The sequence below is a fragment of the Allobrachymonas chironomi DSM 19884 genome (genome assembly GCF_000374625.1).
Taxonomy (GTDB): Bacteria; Pseudomonadota; Gammaproteobacteria; order Burkholderiales; family Burkholderiaceae_C; genus Brachymonas; species Brachymonas chironomi.
In genome coordinates this window covers 1-17890 of record NZ_KB894783.1, presented here as the reverse complement: position 1 = coordinate 17890, position 17890 = coordinate 1, and the positions used below count along the sequence as shown (strand labels likewise).

Annotated in this window: 18 protein-coding genes; 9 read left to right on the top strand and 9 right to left on the bottom strand. The window is 63.6% G+C overall.

Annotated elements, in window-relative coordinates:
• The coding region (locus C513_RS0111740; protein WP_018716206.1) for a transposase at nucleotides 1–216 on the bottom strand (216 nt) is incomplete at its 3' end.
• A gap of 111 nt (nucleotides 217–327) precedes the next feature.
• On the opposite strand from C513_RS0111740, the gene C513_RS14350 reads away from it, so the two are divergent.
• Nucleotides 328–495, top strand: a complete 168-nt coding sequence (locus tag C513_RS14350) for a hypothetical protein (protein ID WP_018716205.1) — start codon at nucleotides 328–330, stop codon at nucleotides 493–495.
• Between the two features lie 257 nt (nucleotides 496–752).
• Here the strand turns inward: C513_RS14350 and glmS are convergent, their stop codons facing one another.
• Nucleotides 753–2612: a glutamine--fructose-6-phosphate transaminase (isomerizing) gene (gene glmS, locus C513_RS0111730; protein ID WP_018716204.1), complete on the bottom strand. Its 1860-nt coding sequence runs from the start codon at nucleotides 2610–2612 to the stop codon at nucleotides 753–755.
• Nucleotides 2613–2772: 160 nt separating this feature from the next.
• Here glmS and C513_RS0111725 point away from each other — a divergent pair, with 160 nt between their 5' ends.
• From C513_RS0111725 to C513_RS0111710, 4 genes are all read left to right on the top strand, one after another.
• Nucleotides 2773–3270: an Lrp/AsnC family transcriptional regulator gene (locus C513_RS0111725; RefSeq protein WP_018716203.1), complete on the top strand. Its 498-nt coding sequence runs from the start codon at nucleotides 2773–2775 to the stop codon at nucleotides 3268–3270.
• A 105-nt stretch (nucleotides 3271–3375) separates the two neighbouring features.
• A complete protein-coding gene (locus C513_RS0111720) occupies nucleotides 3376–4323 on the top strand; it encodes a DnaJ C-terminal domain-containing protein (protein WP_018716202.1) in 948 nt (315 codons plus the stop codon).
• 17 nt (nucleotides 4324–4340) lie between these two features.
• The gene (locus tag C513_RS0111715; protein WP_018716201.1) at nucleotides 4341–4688 is read left to right on the top strand and encodes a chaperone modulator CbpM; all 348 of its coding nucleotides are present in this window, start codon (nucleotides 4341–4343) and stop codon (nucleotides 4686–4688) included.
• Nucleotides 4685–5245 carry a DUF924 family protein gene (locus C513_RS0111710; RefSeq protein ID WP_018716200.1) on the top strand — a complete coding sequence of 187 codons (561 nt, stop codon included), beginning with the start codon at nucleotides 4685–4687 and terminating at the stop codon, nucleotides 5243–5245. The genes C513_RS0111715 and C513_RS0111710 overlap by 4 nt, the downstream gene beginning before the upstream one ends.
• An 18-nt stretch (nucleotides 5246–5263) precedes the next feature.
• Here C513_RS0111710 and glmU read toward each other — a convergent pair whose 3' ends face one another.
• From glmU to C513_RS0111680, 6 genes are all read right to left on the bottom strand, one after another.
• Nucleotides 5264–6658 (bottom strand): bifunctional UDP-N-acetylglucosamine diphosphorylase/glucosamine-1-phosphate N-acetyltransferase GlmU, encoded by a 1395-nt coding sequence (gene glmU / locus C513_RS0111705; protein ID WP_033395091.1) that lies wholly within the window; start codon nucleotides 6656–6658, stop codon nucleotides 5264–5266.
• Nucleotides 6659–6692: 34 nt separating this feature from the next.
• The gene (gene lspA, locus C513_RS0111700; protein ID WP_018716198.1) at nucleotides 6693–7241 is read right to left on the bottom strand and encodes a signal peptidase II; all 549 of its coding nucleotides are present in this window, start codon (nucleotides 7239–7241) and stop codon (nucleotides 6693–6695) included.
• Nucleotides 7242–10070 (bottom strand): isoleucine--tRNA ligase, encoded by a 2829-nt coding sequence (gene ileS / locus C513_RS0111695; protein ID WP_018716197.1) that lies wholly within the window; start codon nucleotides 10068–10070, stop codon nucleotides 7242–7244.
• Between the two features lie 106 nt (nucleotides 10071–10176).
• Nucleotides 10177–11232, bottom strand: a complete 1056-nt coding sequence (locus tag C513_RS0111690; RefSeq protein ID WP_018716196.1) for a bifunctional riboflavin kinase/FAD synthetase — start codon at nucleotides 11230–11232, stop codon at nucleotides 10177–10179.
• A 38-nt stretch (nucleotides 11233–11270) separates the two neighbouring features.
• Nucleotides 11271–12116 (bottom strand): hypothetical protein, encoded by an 846-nt coding sequence (locus C513_RS0111685; RefSeq protein ID WP_018716195.1) that lies wholly within the window; start codon nucleotides 12114–12116, stop codon nucleotides 11271–11273.
• Nucleotides 12117–12208: 92 nt separating this feature from the next.
• Nucleotides 12209–12985 carry a ferredoxin--NADP reductase gene (locus C513_RS0111680; RefSeq protein WP_018716194.1) on the bottom strand — a complete coding sequence of 259 codons (777 nt, stop codon included), beginning with the start codon at nucleotides 12983–12985 and terminating at the stop codon, nucleotides 12209–12211.
• Nucleotides 12986–13156: 171 nt separating this feature from the next.
• Here C513_RS0111680 and purN point away from each other — a divergent pair, with 171 nt between their 5' ends.
• The 3 genes from purN to C513_RS13400 all read left to right on the top strand — a co-directional run bounded on the left by purN (nucleotide 13157) and on the right by C513_RS13400 (nucleotide 16180).
• Entirely contained in the window at nucleotides 13157–13771 is a 615-nt protein-coding gene (gene purN, locus C513_RS0111675; RefSeq protein ID WP_018716193.1) for a phosphoribosylglycinamide formyltransferase, read from the top strand.
• Nucleotides 13768–14454, top strand: a complete 687-nt coding sequence (gene ypfH, locus C513_RS0111670) for an esterase (protein WP_018716192.1) — start codon at nucleotides 13768–13770, stop codon at nucleotides 14452–14454. Before purN ends, ypfH begins: the two co-directional genes overlap by 4 nt.
• A 79-nt stretch (nucleotides 14455–14533) precedes the next feature.
• Nucleotides 14534–16180: a recombinase family protein gene (locus tag C513_RS13400; RefSeq protein WP_211215744.1), complete on the top strand. Its 1647-nt coding sequence runs from the start codon at nucleotides 14534–14536 to the stop codon at nucleotides 16178–16180.
• Here C513_RS13400 and C513_RS13995 read toward each other — a convergent pair.
• Nucleotides 16170–16406: a helix-turn-helix domain-containing protein gene (locus tag C513_RS13995; RefSeq protein ID WP_076342747.1), complete on the bottom strand. Its 237-nt coding sequence runs from the start codon at nucleotides 16404–16406 to the stop codon at nucleotides 16170–16172. The genes C513_RS13400 and C513_RS13995 overlap by 11 nt on opposite strands.
• Before the next feature lie 367 nt (nucleotides 16407–16773).
• On the opposite strand from C513_RS13995, the gene C513_RS0111655 reads away from it, so the two are divergent.
• Nucleotides 16774–17890 (top strand): IS3 family transposase gene (locus tag C513_RS0111655; protein WP_156816103.1). Its coding sequence is split into 2 segments (ribosomal slippage), with 1118 coding nucleotides annotated over them: nucleotides 16774–17011 and nucleotides 17011–17890; the frame shifts between segments, so codons are not numbered across the junction. This gene is flagged as partial in the annotation.

The following is a 17890-nucleotide window of genomic DNA, read 5'->3' as shown; positions in this document are numbered from 1 at the left end:
GATGCGTCGCGCATCCGAGGTCGTGGTACCCGCACGCAGGCCAGCGTCGATCTCGGCTCTCTTGACCCAATCGTGCAGGGTTTGCGGCACACAGCCAATCTTCGGCGCAATCGATTCGATAGCTGCCCACAACGAAGGGTACTCGGCTCGATGCTCCTGCACCATGCGCACAGCGCGCTCGCGCACTTCCGGGGAAAACTTGTTGGACTTGTTCATGGCTCCATCTTCTCAAGAGTTGGGGCCTCCTCGAAACCCGGGGCGGTTCACAACACCTTGGCAGAGGTGTCCACTTAAACCAACCAGCCTCCTCGAAACCCGGGGCGGTTCATGCAGCTTATCGTCGGTCTTGAGACTCCAACCGACTTCCCATTCGATCATCAAGTGATCCTGACTGAGAAGTACAGGATGCTCACTGAAGATGAGTGGGAGCCAACCTGGGAACTGATGGAGCCACTTTTGAAAAAGATGTACGACGCAACCCTTTCGCAGAGCTGAAGAGCACCCAGCTCAGCGCAGCTAAGGCATTGAGTGCATGGCGCTGATGCGCAAGTCCCCTCGCGGCAACAGTCACTGGACGACACACCTCAATTGAGAGGTCGCGCACGGGACCGCTGCCATCTTCGACAAGACTTCGTGACAGTCTGGGAGTTCTTCAGCGCACCTTGTCTCAGACTATGTTGCCTCGTCTCAGACTTTGTTGCGCTGTCTCAGACTCTATTGCCCGTGAACAGGCCCGCGTCAGCGCTGGTGGCTTATTCCACCGTCACGCTCTTGGCCAGGTTGCGCGGCTTGTCCACGTCCGTGCCCTTGGCCACGGCCGTGTGGTAGGCCAGCAGCTGCAACGGCAGCACGTGCAGGATCGGGCTCAGGCTGCCGTAGTGCTCGGGCATGCGGATCACGTGCATGCCTTCCTCGCTGCGGATCTGGCTGTCGGCATCGGCCAGCACATATAGCACACCGCCCCGCGCACGCACTTCCTGCATATTGCTCTTGAGCTTGTCGATCAGCTCGTCATTCGGGGCCACCACCACCACCGGCATGGCATCGGTGATCAGTGCCAGCGGGCCGTGCTTGAGTTCGCCGGCGGGGTAGGCCTCGGCGTGGATGTAGCTGATTTCCTTCAGCTTGAGCGCACCTTCCAGCGCAATCGGGTAGTGCATGCCACGACCGAGGAAAATCGCGTTGTCCTTGCTGGCAAAGTCTTCCGACCACTGGATCACCTGCGGCTCCAGCGCCAGCACCGACTGGATGGCCACCGGCAGGTGACGCATGCGCTGCAGGTATTCTTCCTGCTTGGCGGCGGGGATCGTGCCCTTGATCTGGCCAATCACCTGCGTCAGCAGGAACAGTGCCGCCAGCTGGGTGGTGAATGCCTTGGTCGAGGCCACGCCAATCTCCACGCCGGCGCGCGTGATGTAGTGCAGCTTGCACTCGCGCACCATGGCGCTGGTTGCCACGTTGCAGATTGTCAGGGTTTGCGTCATGCCCAGCGATTTGGCGTGACGCAACGCGGCCAGGGTGTCGGCGGTTTCGCCGCTCTGGCTGATGGTGACCACCAGCGTCTTCGGATGGGGCACGCTGGTGCGGTAGCGGTACTCGCTGGCAATTTCCACATCGCAGGGCACGCCGGCGATGGCTTCCAGCCAGTATTTGGCGGTGCAGCCGCTGTAATAGCTGGTGCCACAGGACAGGATCAGCACGCGCTCGATGTCACGGAACACGTTGGCGGCTTCGTCACCGAACAGCGTCGGCGCAAAGGCCTCGATGCCTTCCAGCGTATCGGCCAGCGCACGCGGCTGCTCGAAAATTTCCTTCTGCATGTAGTGGCGGTAGGGGCCGAGTTCGGCGGCACCGCTGTGTGCGTGCACCGTCTTTACCGGACGGTCGGCTGCTTCCAGGCGCTGACCGGCGTTTTCGATCCAGTACTTGCCCGGCTGCAGGTCGATCACGTCGCCTTCTTCCAGATAGACGATCTGGTCGGTCACGCCGGCCAGTGCCATGGCATCGCTGGCCAGGTAGTTGGAGCCGTCGGCCGCCAGGCCCAGGATCAGCGGCGAACCGGCGCGGCCACCAATCACGCGATTCGGCTCGTCACGCGCGATCACTGCCACGGCATAGGCGCCGTGCAGGCGCGCCAGCGCTTCCTTCACCGCCACGAACAGGTCGCCGTCGTAGACGGAATCGATCAGGTGGGCAATCACCTCGGTATCGGTCTGGCTGTCAAACTGGTAGCCCTTGGCACGCAGTTCGGCGCGCAGCTCCTCGTGGTTTTCGATGATGCCGTTGTGCACCAGCGCGATACGCGCCTTGCCTTCGACGGCAGCCCCTTCGGCCTGCGGGCCAAAGCTGAAATGCGGGTGTGCGTTGTGCGTGGCCGGCACGCCGTGCGTGGCCCAGCGCGTGTGCGCGATGCCGGTATAGCCGCCCAGGCCATCCTGCTGCACCTGCTCCAGCAGCTCGGCGACACGGGCCGTGCTGCGGGCGCGCTTCAGACCGTCATTCCAGACAGCCACGCCGCAGGAGTCATAGCCGCGGTACTCCAGGCGTTGCAAGCCCTGCACCAGCACCGGCACCACATTGTTCGAACCCACACCAGCAACGATTCCGCACATTCTTCTTCTCCAAGGTTGAGCGGCGGGCCCGGTGGGCACGCCAATCCCCCATGATAGGGGTTGGCGGGAAAAACAATCGTTCAAATTTCACAAAAAATGAAAGATAATTTCATGAAAACAGTGAAGTGAATTTATCTTTCAAAATAGCAGGTAAATTGAAATGGATGATCGCGTGGAACTCGATGCCAGTGACTGGCGCATTCTCCAGCAGCTGCAGCAGGATGCCAGCCTGAGCAACCAGGCACTGGCCGAGCGCTGCCACCTGACACCCCCCACCTGCCTGCGCCGCGTGCGCCGTTTGCAGCAGCTCGGCCTGATCGAGCGCACCGTGGCCGTGCTCGGGGCCGATGCGCTGCGCCGGCATACCGGGGCCGGGCTGACGGCGATTGTCGAGGTCACGCTGGACGTGCAGGCCGAAGAGCGCCAGTCCGCCTTCGAGGCACTGGCGGTGCAGGAAAGCGCCGTGCAGCAGTGCTACCGCACCTCGCCCGGGCCGGACTTTGTGCTGATCATCACCGTGGCCGACATGCCGGCCTTCATGGCCTTGAGCCAGCGCCTGTTCAGCCAGCAGGCCAATGTGCGTAATGTGCGCTCCTTCTTCAGCCTGCGCCGCGCCAAGTTCGGCACCAGCCTGCCACTGCCCCTGGCCGACAACTGAAATCCGCCCTGTAGGTCTGATCCGATTGACATCGGCCGGCTTGTCCCCATGTAATGGGGCAAGGCGCAGCAGTGTGTTGCGCATACTATCCAGGAGCTGTTGCACATGGAGTTCAAGGATTACTACCAGGTGCTGGGCGTCGACAAGAGCGCCAGCGCCGACGACATCAAGAAGGCCTACCGCAAGCTGGCCCGCAAATACCATCCGGACGTCAGCAAGGAAGCCGACGCCGATGCCCGCATGGCCGAGATCAACGAGGCCAATACCGTGCTGTCCGATCCCGAGAAGCGCGCCGCCTACGACCAGGCCGGCGCGCAGCCGCAGGGCGGCGGCCACTACCAGCCGCCACCGGGCTGGGATGCCGGCTACAGCTGGCGCGAAGGCGATTTCCACAGCGGCGGCGAAGGCCGGTACAGCGATTTCTTCGAGCAGATGTTCGGTCAGGCGGCGCACGCCGGCCGAGCACAGCGCCAGCAGCGTCCCAGTGCCATGCGCGGGGAGGATTTGCATGCCAGCATCGAACTGGAGCTGCGCGATGCCTACCAGGGCACCGAACGCACCATCACGCTGCAGAGCGCCCGCCTGACGGACGACGGTCAGGTGGTGCCGGAGCAGCGCAGCCTGCAGGTCAGGATTCCCAAGGGCGTACGCGAAGGCCAGCTGATCCGGCTGGCCGGGCAGGGGGGGCCGGGCTTTGGTGGCGCTGCCAATGGCGATGTGCTGCTGGAAGTCCGTTTCCGCCCCGATGCGCGCTGGCGCGTGGAAGGCAAGGACGTGACGCAACGTGTACGCGTCTCGCCCTGGGAAGCTGCCATGGGCGGCGATATCCAGGTCAACACGCCGTCCGGCAGCACGGTGGAAGTGACCGTGCCGGCGGGATCGGGCAGCGGCCGCAAGCTGCGCCTGAGGGGGCGCGGCATTCCGGCAGCCGAACCCGGTGATCTGTATCTGGAGCTGGAGCCGGCGATTCCCGGTGCCGTGACCGATGAACAACGTGCGGCCTGGGAGGCCCTGGCCAAGGCCTATCCCGGCTTCAACCCGCGCCTGGCCTGAGCAAGGAGAGATTGACGATGGCACACCTGACCACCACCATCCCCGTGCCGGCAGACCTGACCGAGCTGCTGGCCGACCATTCCCTGACCCTGCAGGAGCTGGCACGCGCCTGCCGCATGGCACCCGAGTGGGTGCACGAACGCGTGCACGAAGGCGTGATAGGCATCACGCAGACCAGCAGCGATCCGCGTGTGCTGGCCGATGACCAGGGCAGCTGGCGCTTTTCCTGCACCATGGTGCTGCGTGCACGCCGCATTGCCGATCTGGAACGCCAGTTCGATGCCGATCCGCAGCTGGCAGCGCTCACCGTGGACCTGATGGAAGAAGTGGCGCGCCTGCGCCGCCAGCTGGAGCGACTGGCATGACGACGCAGACCACCCTGCCGGACGCCGGTGCCGTACTGCAGTTCTGGTTTGACGAGACCACACCGAAACAGTGGTTTGCGGTGGATGCCGGCTTCGATGCCCTGGTCACGGAGCGTTTTGGCGGACTGCTGCAGGCTGCCGCGCACTGTGAGCTGGCCGATTGGCGTGGCAGCGCCCGCGGCCGGCTGGCCGAGATCATCGTGCTGGACCAGTTTTCACGCAATGTGTACCGGGGCACGGCGCAGGCCTTTGCCCAGGATGCGCAGGCCCTGGTGCTGGCGCAGGAAGCCATGGCCGCTGGCTGTGACCAGGCGCTGCCGCCGCCACAGCGGGCCTTTCTCTACCTGCCCTATATGCACAGCGAATCGGCGCTGATCCAGCAACAGTCGGTGCAGCTGTTCGATCAGCCGGGGCTGGAGGACAACTACCGCTTTGCGCTGCTCCACCGCGACATTGTGGTGCGCTTTGGCCGCTACCCGCATCGCAATGCCCAGCTCGGACGCGTGTCCACGCCCGCGGAGCTGGAGTTCCTGCAGCAGCCCGGGTCCAGTTTCTGAACCGGGCGGCTGCGCCGCTCATTTCCGGATCTTGGCCGGGCGCGTGTAGTTTTCCTTCTGTGTCAGGCGGCCACGCACCACGCTGAGGGCGTTCGGCGGCGTGTCCTTGCCGATGGCGCTGCCGGCACCCACGGTACCGCCGGCACCGATGGTGACCGGGGCTACCAGCACGCTGTTGCTGCCGATATGCACATCGGCCTCGATCACGGTGCGGTGCTTGTTGGCGCCATCGTAGTTGGCCGTGATGCTGCCGGCGCCGTAGTTGACGCGTTCACCGACATCGGCATCGCCCAGATAGGCCAGATGGTTGGCCTTGGAACCCTTGGCCATGACGGAGTTTTTCACCTCGACGAAGTTGCCGATGTGTACTTCCTCGGCCAGTGCGGCACCGGGGCGCAGGCGCGCAAACGGACCGATCAGGCTGCCGGCACCCACCTGCACCGGCTGCTTGCCGCCGTCGATATGGGTGAACGGGCTGATCACCACATCGTCGCCTATCGTGCAGTTGGCCAGCACGCAGTGTGCGCCGATTTTCACGCGGTGGCCCAGCGTGACCTGGCCCTCGAATACGCAGCCCACGTCGATATCCACATCCTGGCCGCACTGCAGCGTGCCGCGCACGTCAAAGCGCGCCGGATCGCGCAGGCGCACGCCTTCGGCCATCAGGCGGCGGGCCTGACGCTGCTGGTATTCGCGCTCCAGCTCGGCCAGCTGCAGCGGGCTGTTGACGCCGGCAACCTGCACCGCGTCGTGGATCAGGTGTGCCTTCACCGGTACGCCATCGGCCACCGCCAGCTTGACCACATCGGTCAGGTAGTACTCCTGCTGCGCGTTGTGGTTATCGATACGGCCCAGCCACTGGCGCATCAGGCGCGTCGGTGCCGCCATGATGCCGCTGTAGATCTCTTTCACCAGCAGCTCCTGCGGCTTGCCGTCCTTCTGCTCGACGATGCGGTTTACCTCGCCATCGGGGTTGCGCAGCACGCGGCCATAGCCGAACGGGTTGTCCATGGTCAGCGTCAGCAGCGCCAGGGCATCGCCGTTGCAGACTTCCAGTAGCTGGCGGATGGTATCGGCTTCGGTCAGCGGCACGTCGCCGGACAGCACCACCATCACGCCCTCGTCGTCGAGTACCGGTAGTGCCTGTTGCACGGCATGGCCGGTGCCCAGCTGCGGCATCTGGCGCACGAACTCGCGGTGCGGTGCGGCGTCATCGGCCTGGGCCAGCGTCGCCTCGACCTGTTCGGCACCGTGACCGGTGATGACCACGACCTTGCGCGCCTGCAGCTGCGCAGCGGTATCGAGCACATGCTGCACCAGACCCTGATGGGCCAGTTGCTGCAGCACCTTGGGCGTGGCGCTCTTCATGCGGGTGCCCTTGCCGGCAGCCATGATGACGATATCGAGAGGCATCTTGTTCACGGGAAAACTCCTTGCAGGTTCTGCGTCAGCGCGCACCACGGCGCACGCGCAGGATTTCATCCAGGATCAGGCAGATGGCGCCAATGGTGATGGCGGTATCGGCGATATTGAAGGCCGGGAAATGGCCGCGGTAGAACAGCGGCTCCAGGAAACGCCAGTGGAAATCCAGGGAGTCCACCACATAGCCGTGCAGCACCCGGTCCAGCACATTGCCCACGGCACCGCCCAGCAGGCTGGCCATGGCAAAGCTGAACAGGCGCTGGCCCGGGTGACGCACCAGCATGTAGATCATGAAGCAGGCGGCCACGATGCCGATGCCCATGAAGAACCAGCGCTGCCAGCCGCCGGCCCCGGCCAGGAAGGAGAAGGCGGCGCCGTAGTTGTGCACCCGCACCACGTTGAAGAAACTGGTGACGTAAGTGCTGTCACCGAGCTGGTAGTGGCCCAGGATCAGGAACTTGGTGAACTGGTCAAACAGGAACCAGAGCGCCGCAATGCCCAGCCACAGGACCAGGCTGTCGCGTGAAGCCCGGGCTGGGCGGCGTTTGCTGTTGCGCGATCGGGTTGCCGCCATTTATGCAAACTCCCGCTGTTCGCCGGTACCGAAGAGGTTGCTGCTGCAGCGGCCACAAATTGTCGGGTGCTCGGGATTGCTGCCGACGTCATCGCGGTAATGCCAGCAGCGCTCGCACTTCTGTTCGCTGGAGGGCGTGACCGTGATGGCCAGTGCCTCGCCGGCCGCCAGCGTGACCCGGGAGGTGATGAAGATGAACTTCAGGTCTTCGCCCAGGCTCTGCAGCAGCGCCAGGTCGTCGGCCGCTGCAGTCACTGTCAGCTCGGCCTGCAGCGAGGCACCGACCTGGCCCTGTTCGCGCAGGGTCTCGATTTCCTTGAGCGCGGCAGCGCGGATGTCCAGCAGGCGCTCCCACTTGGCGTCGAGCGCGGCCTGCGGGGCGGGCAACTGGCAGTATTCCTCGATAAAGATGGAATCGCTGCTGCCGATCAACTCCCAGGCCTCCTCGGCGGTAAAGCTGAGGAAGGGGGCCATCCAGCGCAGCATGGCGTGCGTGATCTGGTGCAGCGCGGTCTGGGCGCTGCGGCGGGCATGGCTGTCCTCTTGCGTGGTGTAGAGGCGATCCTTCAGCACGTCCAGGTAGAAACCGCCCAGGAACTCGCTGCAGAAATGCTGCAGGCGTGCCACCACCGGGTGGAATTCATACACCTCGTAGTGCGCCAGGATGTCGGCCTGCAGCCCGGCAGCGTGGCTGAGGGCGTAGCGATCCACCTCGAACAGCTGATCGTGCGGCACGGACTGCGTGGCGGCATCGAAATCGCTGATATTGGCCAGCAGGAAGCGCAGCGTGTTGCGGATGCGGCGGTAGGCATCGACCACGCGCGCCAGGATCTTGTCGTCGATCGCCAGATCGCCCGAGTAGTCGGTGCTGGCCACCCAGAGGCGGATGATTTCGGCACCGAGCTTGTCGCTCACGCTTTGCGGGGCCACCACGTTGCCGACCGACTTGCTCATCTTGCGACCCTGGCCGTCCACGGTAAAGCCGTGCGTCAGCAAGCCCTTGTAGGGCGCGCAGCCATCGGTGGCGCAGGCGGTCAGCAGCGAGCTGTGGAACCAGCCGCGATGCTGGTCATGGCCTTCCAGGTACAGGTCGGCCGGGAATTGCAGCATGTCGGCATGGCTGCCGCGCAGCACGTGCAGGTGCGTGGTGCCGGAATCGAACCAAACGTCCAGCGTGTCGTTGACCTTGGTGTAGTGTTGCGCGTCGTCCGCGCCCAGGATCTCTTCGGGCGTGACCTTGCTCCAGGCTTCGATGCCGCCTTGTTCCACCATCTGCGCGGCCTGTTCCATGATCTCCATGGTGCGCGGGTGCAGCTCGCCACTGTCCTTGTGGATGAAGAAGGGCAGCGGCACGCCCCAGTTGCGCTGGCGGCTGATGCACCAGTCCGGGCGGTTGGCAATCATGTCGCGCAGGCGGGCCTTGCCGTTTTCCGGGTAGAAGCTGGTCTGTTCGATGGCGGCCAGCGCGGTTTCGCGCAGGCTGCGGGCCGGCTTGTCGGTGGTGAACACGCCTTCGCCCTCGTCCATGCGCACAAACCACTGGGCCGCGGCGCGGTAGATCACCGGCGTCTTGTGGCGCCAGCAATGCGGGTAGCTGTGCGTGATGGTGTGCTCGGCAAACAGGCGGTCGGCCTGCTTCAGCGTGTCGATGATGACCGGCACTGCCTTCCAGATGTGCTGGCCGCCAAACAGCGGGAAGCCGGCCTCGTAGGTGCCGTTGCCGGTGACCGGATTCAGGATCTCGTCATACGCCAGGCCGTGGCTGACGCAGCTCTGGAAGTCATCCAGACCGTAGGCCGGGGCGGCGTGCACGATACCGGTACCGTCGGCATCGGTGGCGTAGTCGGCCAGGTAGACCGGGGCGGTGCGGCGGTAACCGGCATCCACATCATGCAGCGGATGCTCGAAGCGCAGCGCTTCCAGCGCGCGGCCCTTGGCCGTGCCCACCAGTTCGCCCTGCAGGCCGTAGCGTTCCAGGCACTGGCTCACCAGCGAGCTGGCCAGCAGCAGATAGCCGCGTTCGGTGTGCACCAGCGCGTAGTCCAGTTCGGGGTTGACGTTGAGCGCCTGGTTGGCCGGAATGGTCCAGGCGGTGGTGGTCCAGATCAGCACATAGGCCGGTTCGTGCAGCGTGGTCAGGCCGAAGATGGCGGCCAGCTTGTCCGGCTCGGCGCAACGGAAGGCCACGTCAATCGCCTGGCTCTTCTTGTCGGCGTATTCGATCTCGAATTCGGCCAGCGAGGAGCCGCAGTCGAAACACCAGTACACCGGCTTCAGGCCCCGGTAGACAAAGCCGCGTTCCATGATCTGGCGCAGCGCACGGATTTCGTTCGCCTCGTTGGCGAAATTCATCGTCTTGTACGGATTGTCCCAGGCTCCCAGCACGCCCAGACGCTTGAAATCGGCCATCTGGCTGGCGATCTGCTCGGTGGCGTAGGCACGGCTTTTCGCCTGTACCTCGTCACGCGGCAGATTGCGGCCGTGCAGCTTCTCGATCTGGTTCTCGATCGGCAGGCCGTGGCAGTCCCAGCCCGGCACGTAGACGGCGTCCAGGCCCTTGAGCTGGCGTGCCTTGACGATCATGTCCTTCAGGATCTTGTTGACGGCATGGCCGATGTGGATCTGGCCGTTGGCATAGGGCGGGCCGTCGTGCAGGATGAACTTTTCGCGGCCGGCGCGGGCGGCACGCAGCTTGGCGTGCAGGCCGGTGTCTTCCCACTGTTGCACCCAGCCGGGCTCGCGCTTGGGCAGGTTGCCACGCATCGGAAAGGAGGTATCGGGCAGGTTCAGCGTCTTGCTGTAATCGGTCTTGTTGTCGGTATCGGACATGGAGAGGGTTCCTGGGGCTGCAGGGCCGCTGGCCGGCCTGGCGGGAAAAGAGGGGGACGCGGGGTGCAGGGCGCGGCAAGGGCCACGCCTGCAGGACAGGGCAGCGTCAAATTCGGTCGCGTGTGGTCTGGCGGCGCGTTTCGCTGTGGCGGTCGGCAAACCAGGCGCGCGCGTCAGCGCAGTCCCGGGCAATGCCCTGACGCAGGGCAGCCAGACCATCGTATTTGCGCTCATCGTGCAGTTTGTGCAGCAGGTCCACACGGATGATTTTACCGTAGCCGTAGCCATCGGGCAGGCCGTCAGGCCATTCGAGACAGAAGGTCTCCAGCAGCACGCGGCCACCGTTGACATCGTTCGGGTCGAGCGAAGGGCGCACGCCCAGGTTGGCCACGCCGGGCAGCACCCGGCCATCGTCGAACAGGCCGCTGACCTCGACCACGAAAATGCCGCTGGCAGCCGGTTTCCAGTGCGAGAAGCGCAGGTTGAGTGTGGGGAAGTCCAGTTCGCGGCCCAGCTTGCGGCCATGCACCACGTGGCCGCTGATGCTGTAGGGGCGACCCAGCAGCCAGGCGGCTTCGGCCATGTCGCCGTTGGCCAGGGCGGTGCGCACCTCGGTACTGCTGACACGGATGCCGGGTTGCGCCGGGGCCGGTTCGCCCGGCTGCAGCGGGCGCGATACCTCGTAGCTGTTCATGCGCGCCACTTCAAAGCCGAGTTCGCGGCCCATGGCGTCGAGCATGGCGTAATCGCCGGCGCGTTTCGCGCCGAAGCGGAAGTCATCGCCGACCAGCACGTACTGGGCGCGCAGGCCTTCCACCAGCACCTTGCGGATGAACACTTCGGGCGGCAGCGAGGAAAACTCGGCGTTGAACGGCACGATGACGGTCTGGTCGATGCCATTGCTGGACAGTTCGCACAGCTTGTCGCGCAAGGTGGCAATACGTGCCGGGGCCAGCTCCGGGTTCTGGAATTGCTCGGCAAAGAAGTCGCGCGGGTGCGGCTCGAAAGTCATGGCGCAACTGGGCAGGCCGCGGTGGCGCGCCTCGTTGCGCAGCAGTGCCAGCATGGCCTGGTGGCCACGGTGCACGCCGTCAAAGTTGCCGATGGTCAGGGCGCAGGGTGGTGCGTCCGGCGGGAGGCGATAGCCACGGAGGATCTTCATGGCTGGCTATTATCCCATCGTGATCCGGTCGTTGCCCATCATTGTGCCGATGCCGGTTGCGGGGCTGTCAGCAGTTGCTGGTATTCCCGGGCCAGGGTGGCGCAGTCGCTGGCCATGGCAGCTTGCTCGGCGGTCAGCATCAGCGGCCGGTCCCAGCCGCTCTGGTACTGGCGGCGCAGCTGGCGGATGTCATAGCCATGCGCCAGCGCCTGGCGCGCGGCCCCGACATCCGGGGCGGCTTGGCCCGGCTGGCAGCCGGCCAGCGCGATGCGCAGCGGGATCAGGCTGCGGGCGGTGTTTTCCAGCGTTTGTGCCTTGATGTCGGTGGGTGCCGGCACCGCTTGCCAGGCATGGGCCTGCCACTGGCTGGCCGCCGCCGTATCCTGGCGGCGCGCGGCCGACATCGCCAGCGCTTCGGCGGCCTGCAGGCGCAGCATGGGCGGCAGCTGGCTGGCGGCAGGAGCTTGCAGCGCCGGGGCCAGGCGGCTTTCCAGCTGTGCTGCCAGCCCTTCCGGCTGCTGCGGCATGCGCACCAGCGCCGCCAGGGCGATCTGCTGGGCCTGCAACGTCAGCGCATCCTGCTGCCGGCTGTCAAGCCAGGGCTGCAGGCGCTGCAGCAGGCGTTCACCGCGCTGCTGTTGCTGCGGCAGATCGCCAAATTCGGCGCCGTCGTGCAGCTGGTGCACGGCAACGGCCAGACGGGTACGCGGCACATCGGTGAACGCGCCATAACCGGGCAGCTGGGTGACCCACCAGGCCAGGTTCATCGCCAGACCGCCGGGTTCCTGGTGCCGCTCCAGCGCCTCGATTGCCTGGCGCGAGCCATAAACCGGCAGCGCCAGCGCGATCAGCACGGCCAGCAGGATGAGCAGGGTTTTCTTCATGTCGGGGATTCTCGTCTTGCAGCGCCACCAGACAGCAAAGCCCGGTGATGCAGGCATCGTCCGGGCTTGTCAGATCAGCTGCCGTGCAGGGATCAGCTTTCCACAAAGGCGCGTTCGATCACGAAATCGCCAGGTGTGGTGGTGTTGCCTTCCTTGAAGCCGCGCGCTTCGCACAATGCTTTCAGGTCGCGCAGCATGTGCGGGCTACCGCAAATCATCACGCGATCGGTTTCGGGGTTCAGCTCGGGCAGCCCCAGTTCGCGCGCCATCTGGCCGCTCTCGATCAGGGTGGTGATGCGGCCTTCGCGCTCGAACGGCTCGCGCGAGACGGTCGGGTAGTAGACCAGCTGCTCGCGCACGATTTCGCCCAGGAATTCGTGCTCGGGCAGCTCCTTGGTGATGTAGTCGCGATAGGCCAGTTCGTTGATGAAGCGCACGCCATGCACCAGAACCACCTTCTCGAAGCGCTCGTAGGTTTCCGGGTCGCGGATGATGGACATCCAGGGGGCCATGCCGGTGCCGGTACCCAGCAGGTACAGGTTCTTTGCCGGCAGCAGGTAGTCGATCAGCAGCGTGCCGGTGGGCTTCTTGCCGACGATGATGGTGTCGCCTTCCTTGATATGCTGCAGCTGGCTGGTCAGCGGGCCGTCCTGCACCTTGATGCTCAAGAATTCCAGGTGCTCCTCGTAATTGGCGCTGGCAATGCTGTAGGCGCGCAGCAGCGGCTTGCCGTTGGGCTGCTTCAGGCCGATCATGGTGAAATGGCCGTTGGAGAAACGCAGCGCGGAGTCACGCGTGGTGGTAAAACTGAACAGGGTGTCGGTCCAGTGGTGCACGGACAGGACTTTTTCTTCTAGGAAGGCGCTCATGGTGATGAAAAAGGATGGTTCTGGCGACCATCCTGTTGTTACGGGGAAACCTGTATTGTCTCGCACTTGCCACGCCAGGTAAAGCACAGGCCTATACACCCGGAGCTGCAGGGCGGTTGCCAGCCGCCGGGGCGGCAGCTGCGCAGCCGGCTCTGGGTGCATAATTCGCGCATGACGCAAGCCCGACGCAATATCGTGATCCTGATTTCCGGTGGCGGCTCCAACATGGCCGCCATTGTCCGTACCGCCAAGCAAGAGCACTGGCTGCGCCGCCTTGGCGCGCAGGTGGCGGCGGTCATCAGCAACAAGGCCGATGCCGGCGGCCTGCGTTTTGCCCGGGAGCAGGGCATTGCCACGGCCGTGGTCGATCACAAGGCCTACCCGGACCGGGCCGCCTTTGATGCAGCGCTGGCCGCACAGATCGACAGCCACCAGCCGGCACTGGTGGTGCTGGCCGGTTTCATGCGCATCCTGACGCCGGAGTTCGTGGCGCGCTATGCCGGCCGGCTAGTGAATATCCATCCTTCGCTGCTGCCGGCGTTTACCGGCCTGCACACGCACCAGCGTGCCATCGACGCCGGCTGCCGCTACGCCGGTGCCACGGTGCATCAGGTCACCGCCGAACTCGACCATGGCCCGATCCTGGCGCAGGCCGTGGTGCCGATACTGCCCGGCGATACGGCCGAGGCGCTGGCCGCGCGCATCCTGACCCAGGAACACCTGATCTATCCGCGCGCGATTGCCGACTGGCTGCAGCAGACCACCCCTGTCCCGGAGACCCCATGAACCCGAACCCGCTGCCCGTGACCGTTCCTGCCCCCAACGATGTGGTGGTGGCCTGGCCCGAACAGCCGCAGCAGCTGTTCCTGCTGCTGCATGGTGCTGGCCAGCGTCCGGCGGCCATGCGCGAGATGGCGCAGCAGCTCGCCGATGCCTTTCCCGATGGCCTGGTCGCCTGCCTGGCGGCTCCGCACCAGCATGATGATGGCGAAGGTTTCCAGTGGTATTCGGAGCGTGGCGAGAACGATGAGAATCGGCTGGAGCGCGTGTTGCCGGCGCGTGACGAGCTGATGCGCACGCTGCAGGCCTGGCAGCAGGCCAGCGGTCTGGGGCCGGAGCGCACGGCGCTGGTCGCCTTTGGCCAGTCCGGCATGCTGGCACTGGAAGCGGTAGTGGCCAGCGAAGCCGTGGCGACACGCCTGTTTGCCGTGGCCTGCCGTTTTGCCACGCTGCCCGACGCCATGCATGTGCAGACCACGCTGCACTGGTTGCATGGCAAGGCCGATTCGCAGCTGCCATTCCAGGCCGCCACCGAGGCGGCCTACCGCCTGCGTGCCCTCGATGCCGATTTCTCCGTTGATATCTACCCGGAAACCGGCCATGAATTCAGTGCGGAGATGCAGCAGCGCGTGTTGCACCTGCTGCGCAACCATGTGCCGCTGCGCATCTGGCGCGAGGCGATGCAGTAGTCCGGCCGGCCGCCCGCCGATGATCATGGTGGATACTTGAAGACCTCTTCACGGTCTTTTCACCATTGAGAGAGTCCCCTTGGAACATCCGACAGCACCCATCAAGGCTTACAGCTATCTGCGCTTCAGCACCCCCGAACAAATGCGGGGTGACTCATTCCGCCGTCAATCGTCTATGGCAGAGGCTTATGCACTTCAGCATGGCCTAGAGCTAGACACCACACTGACCTTGCACGACCTTGGCGTTTCCGCCTTCCGGGGCAAAAACCTTACCGCAGAGAGTCAGCTAGGCTTTTTCCTGCGGGCTATCGAAGACGGAATTGTTCCCCAGGGTAGTTATCTGCTGGTGGAATCTCTTGACCGAATCAGCCGACAGACAGCACGCAAGGCGCTGCGTGCGCTTGAGTCCGTGGTGGATGCAGGCGCTGTACTCGTGACCCTCAACGATGGCCGGAAGTACGACAAGGACAACCTAGACGATGATCCCGTTGCGCTGTTGTTGAGCATCCTAACCTTCATGCGCGCCCATGAAGAAAGCGCCATGAAGGCCAGCCGCCTGAAGGCAGCATGGGCAGAGAAGCGCACACAAGCCAGCAAATCCCGGAAGGCAATGACAAGCGTTTGCCCCGCATGGCTAGACCTTGACCGGAAGACCGGGGTGTTTCGTGAGGTGCCGGAACGTGTGCAGATCGTGCGCCGCATTTTCGACATGACTCTAGAAGGTGTTGGGCAGGGCGTCATCGCGCAGACCTTGAACCGGGAAGGGGTGCCGGTCTTTGGCCGGGGGATGTACTGGCACCGCACCTACATTGCCAAGATTTTGGATAACCCCGCCGTGCGTGGCGTGTTTGTTCCGCATGTGCATGACCAGAGTAGCGGCAAGCTCGTGCGGGTTGCCCTTGAGCCGGTTCCGAACTACTACCCGGCGATCATCGACGCGGACACCTTAGAACGTCTCCAAGCCATGCGAACGGGGTCAGTTCAGCCCCGCAGGGGAAGGCACGCAGCCAAGCCGCTAAACAACATCTTTGGCGGTATTGCCCGATGCGCGGCCTGCGGGGGCTCCATGACCATGACGAACAAGGGGGATGGAAACAAGTACTTTGTTTGTACTCGCGCCAAGACGGGGGCTGGCTGTACTTACAGAACGCTGCGCTATCAGCGTGTTGAGGATTGCTTTCTGTCGATCTGGCCCGCCTTGTTGGATACGGTGCCGGATGCGTCAGAGCAAGCGAAGGGAGTGCGGCAAAGCCTGCGCACCTTGGAAGAGCACTTGGAATGGATCAATCAGACCATTGCCAGCATCATGCAGGCCATCGAAACATCAGACCAGCGGACAGCGCCAGCAACGTTACTTGAGCGCCTGACTGAGTTGGAAAGGGAGAAAGCTAAAACTCTACAAATGCAGCAGGAATACACCCTGCGCGAGCAAACGCTTGAGAAAAACGCCCTAGCACTTCGCATTCGCTCGCTGCACGATGCTTTAACAGAACCAGAAATTGACAAGGCAAAAGCGAATGCAGCCCTACGGCAATTATTCAGTGGGATTTTGATTTCGTGGGAATCAGAAACTCTGGCATTCCAATGGCAGCACAGCACATACATCACCCCGGTGCATTTCGCTGAGGATGGAACTAACACCGTGCGACCACTGACGCGGCCCGCTATCTCGCCACCCGTTGCACCGTTGCCATCTGTGCCGCAAGTTCCCCCGCTCAAGGCTTAGGCGGTACGGGCACCGTGCCGTCAAAGTCCAGCAACACCGAGGGCTTGAGATTCAGTGCATCAGCAAGGCGGCAAATGTTCACGAGGGCGATGTTTCTTTGCCCTCGTTCCACGCCACCGAGATAGCTGCGAGCAATCCCGGACTCAAGGGCCAAAGCCTCTTGACTCCATCCCCTCGCTTTCCGTAGCGCGGCAAGTCTTTTTCCAAATTGTTTTTGCGCGTCCACGGCTGTTTTCCAAACAGGAAAATGCTATGGAAGCGACCTCTTTAAGGCCACGCCCTATGAGTGACAATCGTGGCCTTTCTGGCCTATCATTGTCACTCTTAGTAGCCATGGAGTCGTTAGCTTGAAACTCGCGCTTGCCCTTGTTCTCCCTCTCATGCTTGCTGCATGTGCAACCGAAAGCACCGGCCCCGTGTCGGCTGGCAACGGCACTTTCGTGGTGTCACGTCAGGCCGGAGCGTTCCCCAGTGGCCGGGAGCCCTTGCTAGTAGAGGCCCTTGGTGAGGCTCAGGCGAAGTGCGCAAACTGAATCGACCCGGATCCTGTAGACACCTGTGAGTCTCATAACTGAGGTCTAATAGGAGGTGCCATGAGTCAGAAGAGATATCCGGAAGAATTCAAGATCGAAGCGGTCAGACAGATTGTGGAGCGCGGTCATGCGGTGGCCGAAGTATCGGAACGCCTGGGCGTCAGCCAACACAGCCTGTACAAGTGGATCAAGCAGCGACAGATGTCCCCCGGCCAGCGCCAGGAGCAATTGAGCCAGTCCGAGGAGCTGCGCCGCCTGAAGGCTGAACTCAAGCGTGTTACCGAGGAGCGCGACATCCTAAAAAAAGCCGCCGCGTACTTTGCCAGGCAGTCCGGGTGAGGTACGCGTTTATCCAGCGCCATGAGGGTGTACACGCGGTACGCCGTCTATGTTCGGTGCTGAGGGTCCATCCCAGCGGCTATTACGCCTGGAAGCACAAACCCTACAGCGACAAGCAACGCGATGACCAGCGTCTGCTGGGCCTGCTCAAGCAAGCTTGGCTGGAAAGTGGCTGCGTGTATGGGTACCGCAAGCTGACTCTGGACATGCGCGATCTGGGTGAGCCGTGCGGCAAGCATCGTGTGGCACGTCTGCTGCGCGCAGCAGGTATCCGTTCACAGACGGGCTATCGGCGCCGCCATGGCAGCCGGGGCGGCAGGCCTGCCGTGGTGGCTCCCGATCATCTGAATCGGCAGTTCACGCCGATGGGTCCCAATCAGGCATGGGTGACGGACATCACCTATATCCGCACGCACGAGGGCTGGCTGTACCTGGCTGTCGTACTTGATCTATTCTCCAGGCAGGTTATTGGCTGGTCCATGGGCAGTCGCATCGATAGCGATCTGGCTTTGAGCGCGCTGCTGATGGCCATCTGGCGCAGGCAGCCCAAGGAGTCGGTTCTGGTGCATTCCGATCAGGGGTGTCAGTTCACGGGGCAGGATTGGCAGAAGTTGCTGCGCGCGCACAATCTGGTCAGCAGCATGAGTCGGCGTGGCAACTGCCACGATAACGCGGTGGCGGAGAGCTTCTTTCAACTGCTCAAGCGCGAGCGGATTCGTCGCCAGATCTATTCCACCCGGCAGGATGCGCGGGCCGATGTCTTCAACTACATCGAGATGTTCTACAACCCCAAACGACGCCACAATACATGCGGGGCGGTATCCCCGATGGAATTCGA

Bases quoted from the DNA above. Each gene is read 5' to 3' on its own strand.
- C513_RS14350 (WP_018716205.1), top strand. From the start codon at position 328: ATGCAGCTTATCGTCGGTCTTGAGACTCCAACCGACTTCCCATTCGAT.
- glmS (WP_018716204.1), bottom strand. From the start codon at position 2,612: ATGTGCGGAATCGTTGCTGGTGTGGGTTCGAACAATGTGGTGCCGGTG.
- C513_RS0111725 (WP_018716203.1), top strand. From the start codon at position 2,773: ATGGATGATCGCGTGGAACTCGATGCCAGTGACTGGCGCATTCTCCAG.
- C513_RS0111720 (WP_018716202.1), top strand. From the start codon at position 3,376: ATGGAGTTCAAGGATTACTACCAGGTGCTGGGCGTCGACAAGAGCGCC.
- C513_RS0111715 (WP_018716201.1), top strand. From the start codon at position 4,341: ATGGCACACCTGACCACCACCATCCCCGTGCCGGCAGACCTGACCGAG.
- C513_RS0111710 (WP_018716200.1), top strand. From the start codon at position 4,685: ATGACGACGCAGACCACCCTGCCGGACGCCGGTGCCGTACTGCAGTTC.
- glmU (WP_033395091.1), bottom strand. From the start codon at position 6,658: ATGCCTCTCGATATCGTCATCATGGCTGCCGGCAAGGGCACCCGCATG.
- lspA (WP_018716198.1), bottom strand. From the start codon at position 7,241: ATGGCGGCAACCCGATCGCGCAACAGCAAACGCCGCCCAGCCCGGGCT.
- ileS (WP_018716197.1), bottom strand. From the start codon at position 10,070: ATGTCCGATACCGACAACAAGACCGATTACAGCAAGACGCTGAACCTG.
- C513_RS0111690 (WP_018716196.1), bottom strand. From the start codon at position 11,232: ATGAAGATCCTCCGTGGCTATCGCCTCCCGCCGGACGCACCACCCTGC.
- C513_RS0111685 (WP_018716195.1), bottom strand. From the start codon at position 12,116: ATGAAGAAAACCCTGCTCATCCTGCTGGCCGTGCTGATCGCGCTGGCG.
- C513_RS0111680 (WP_018716194.1), bottom strand. From the start codon at position 12,985: ATGAGCGCCTTCCTAGAAGAAAAAGTCCTGTCCGTGCACCACTGGACC.
- purN (WP_018716193.1), top strand. From the start codon at position 13,157: ATGACGCAAGCCCGACGCAATATCGTGATCCTGATTTCCGGTGGCGGC.
- ypfH (WP_018716192.1), top strand. From the start codon at position 13,768: ATGAACCCGAACCCGCTGCCCGTGACCGTTCCTGCCCCCAACGATGTG.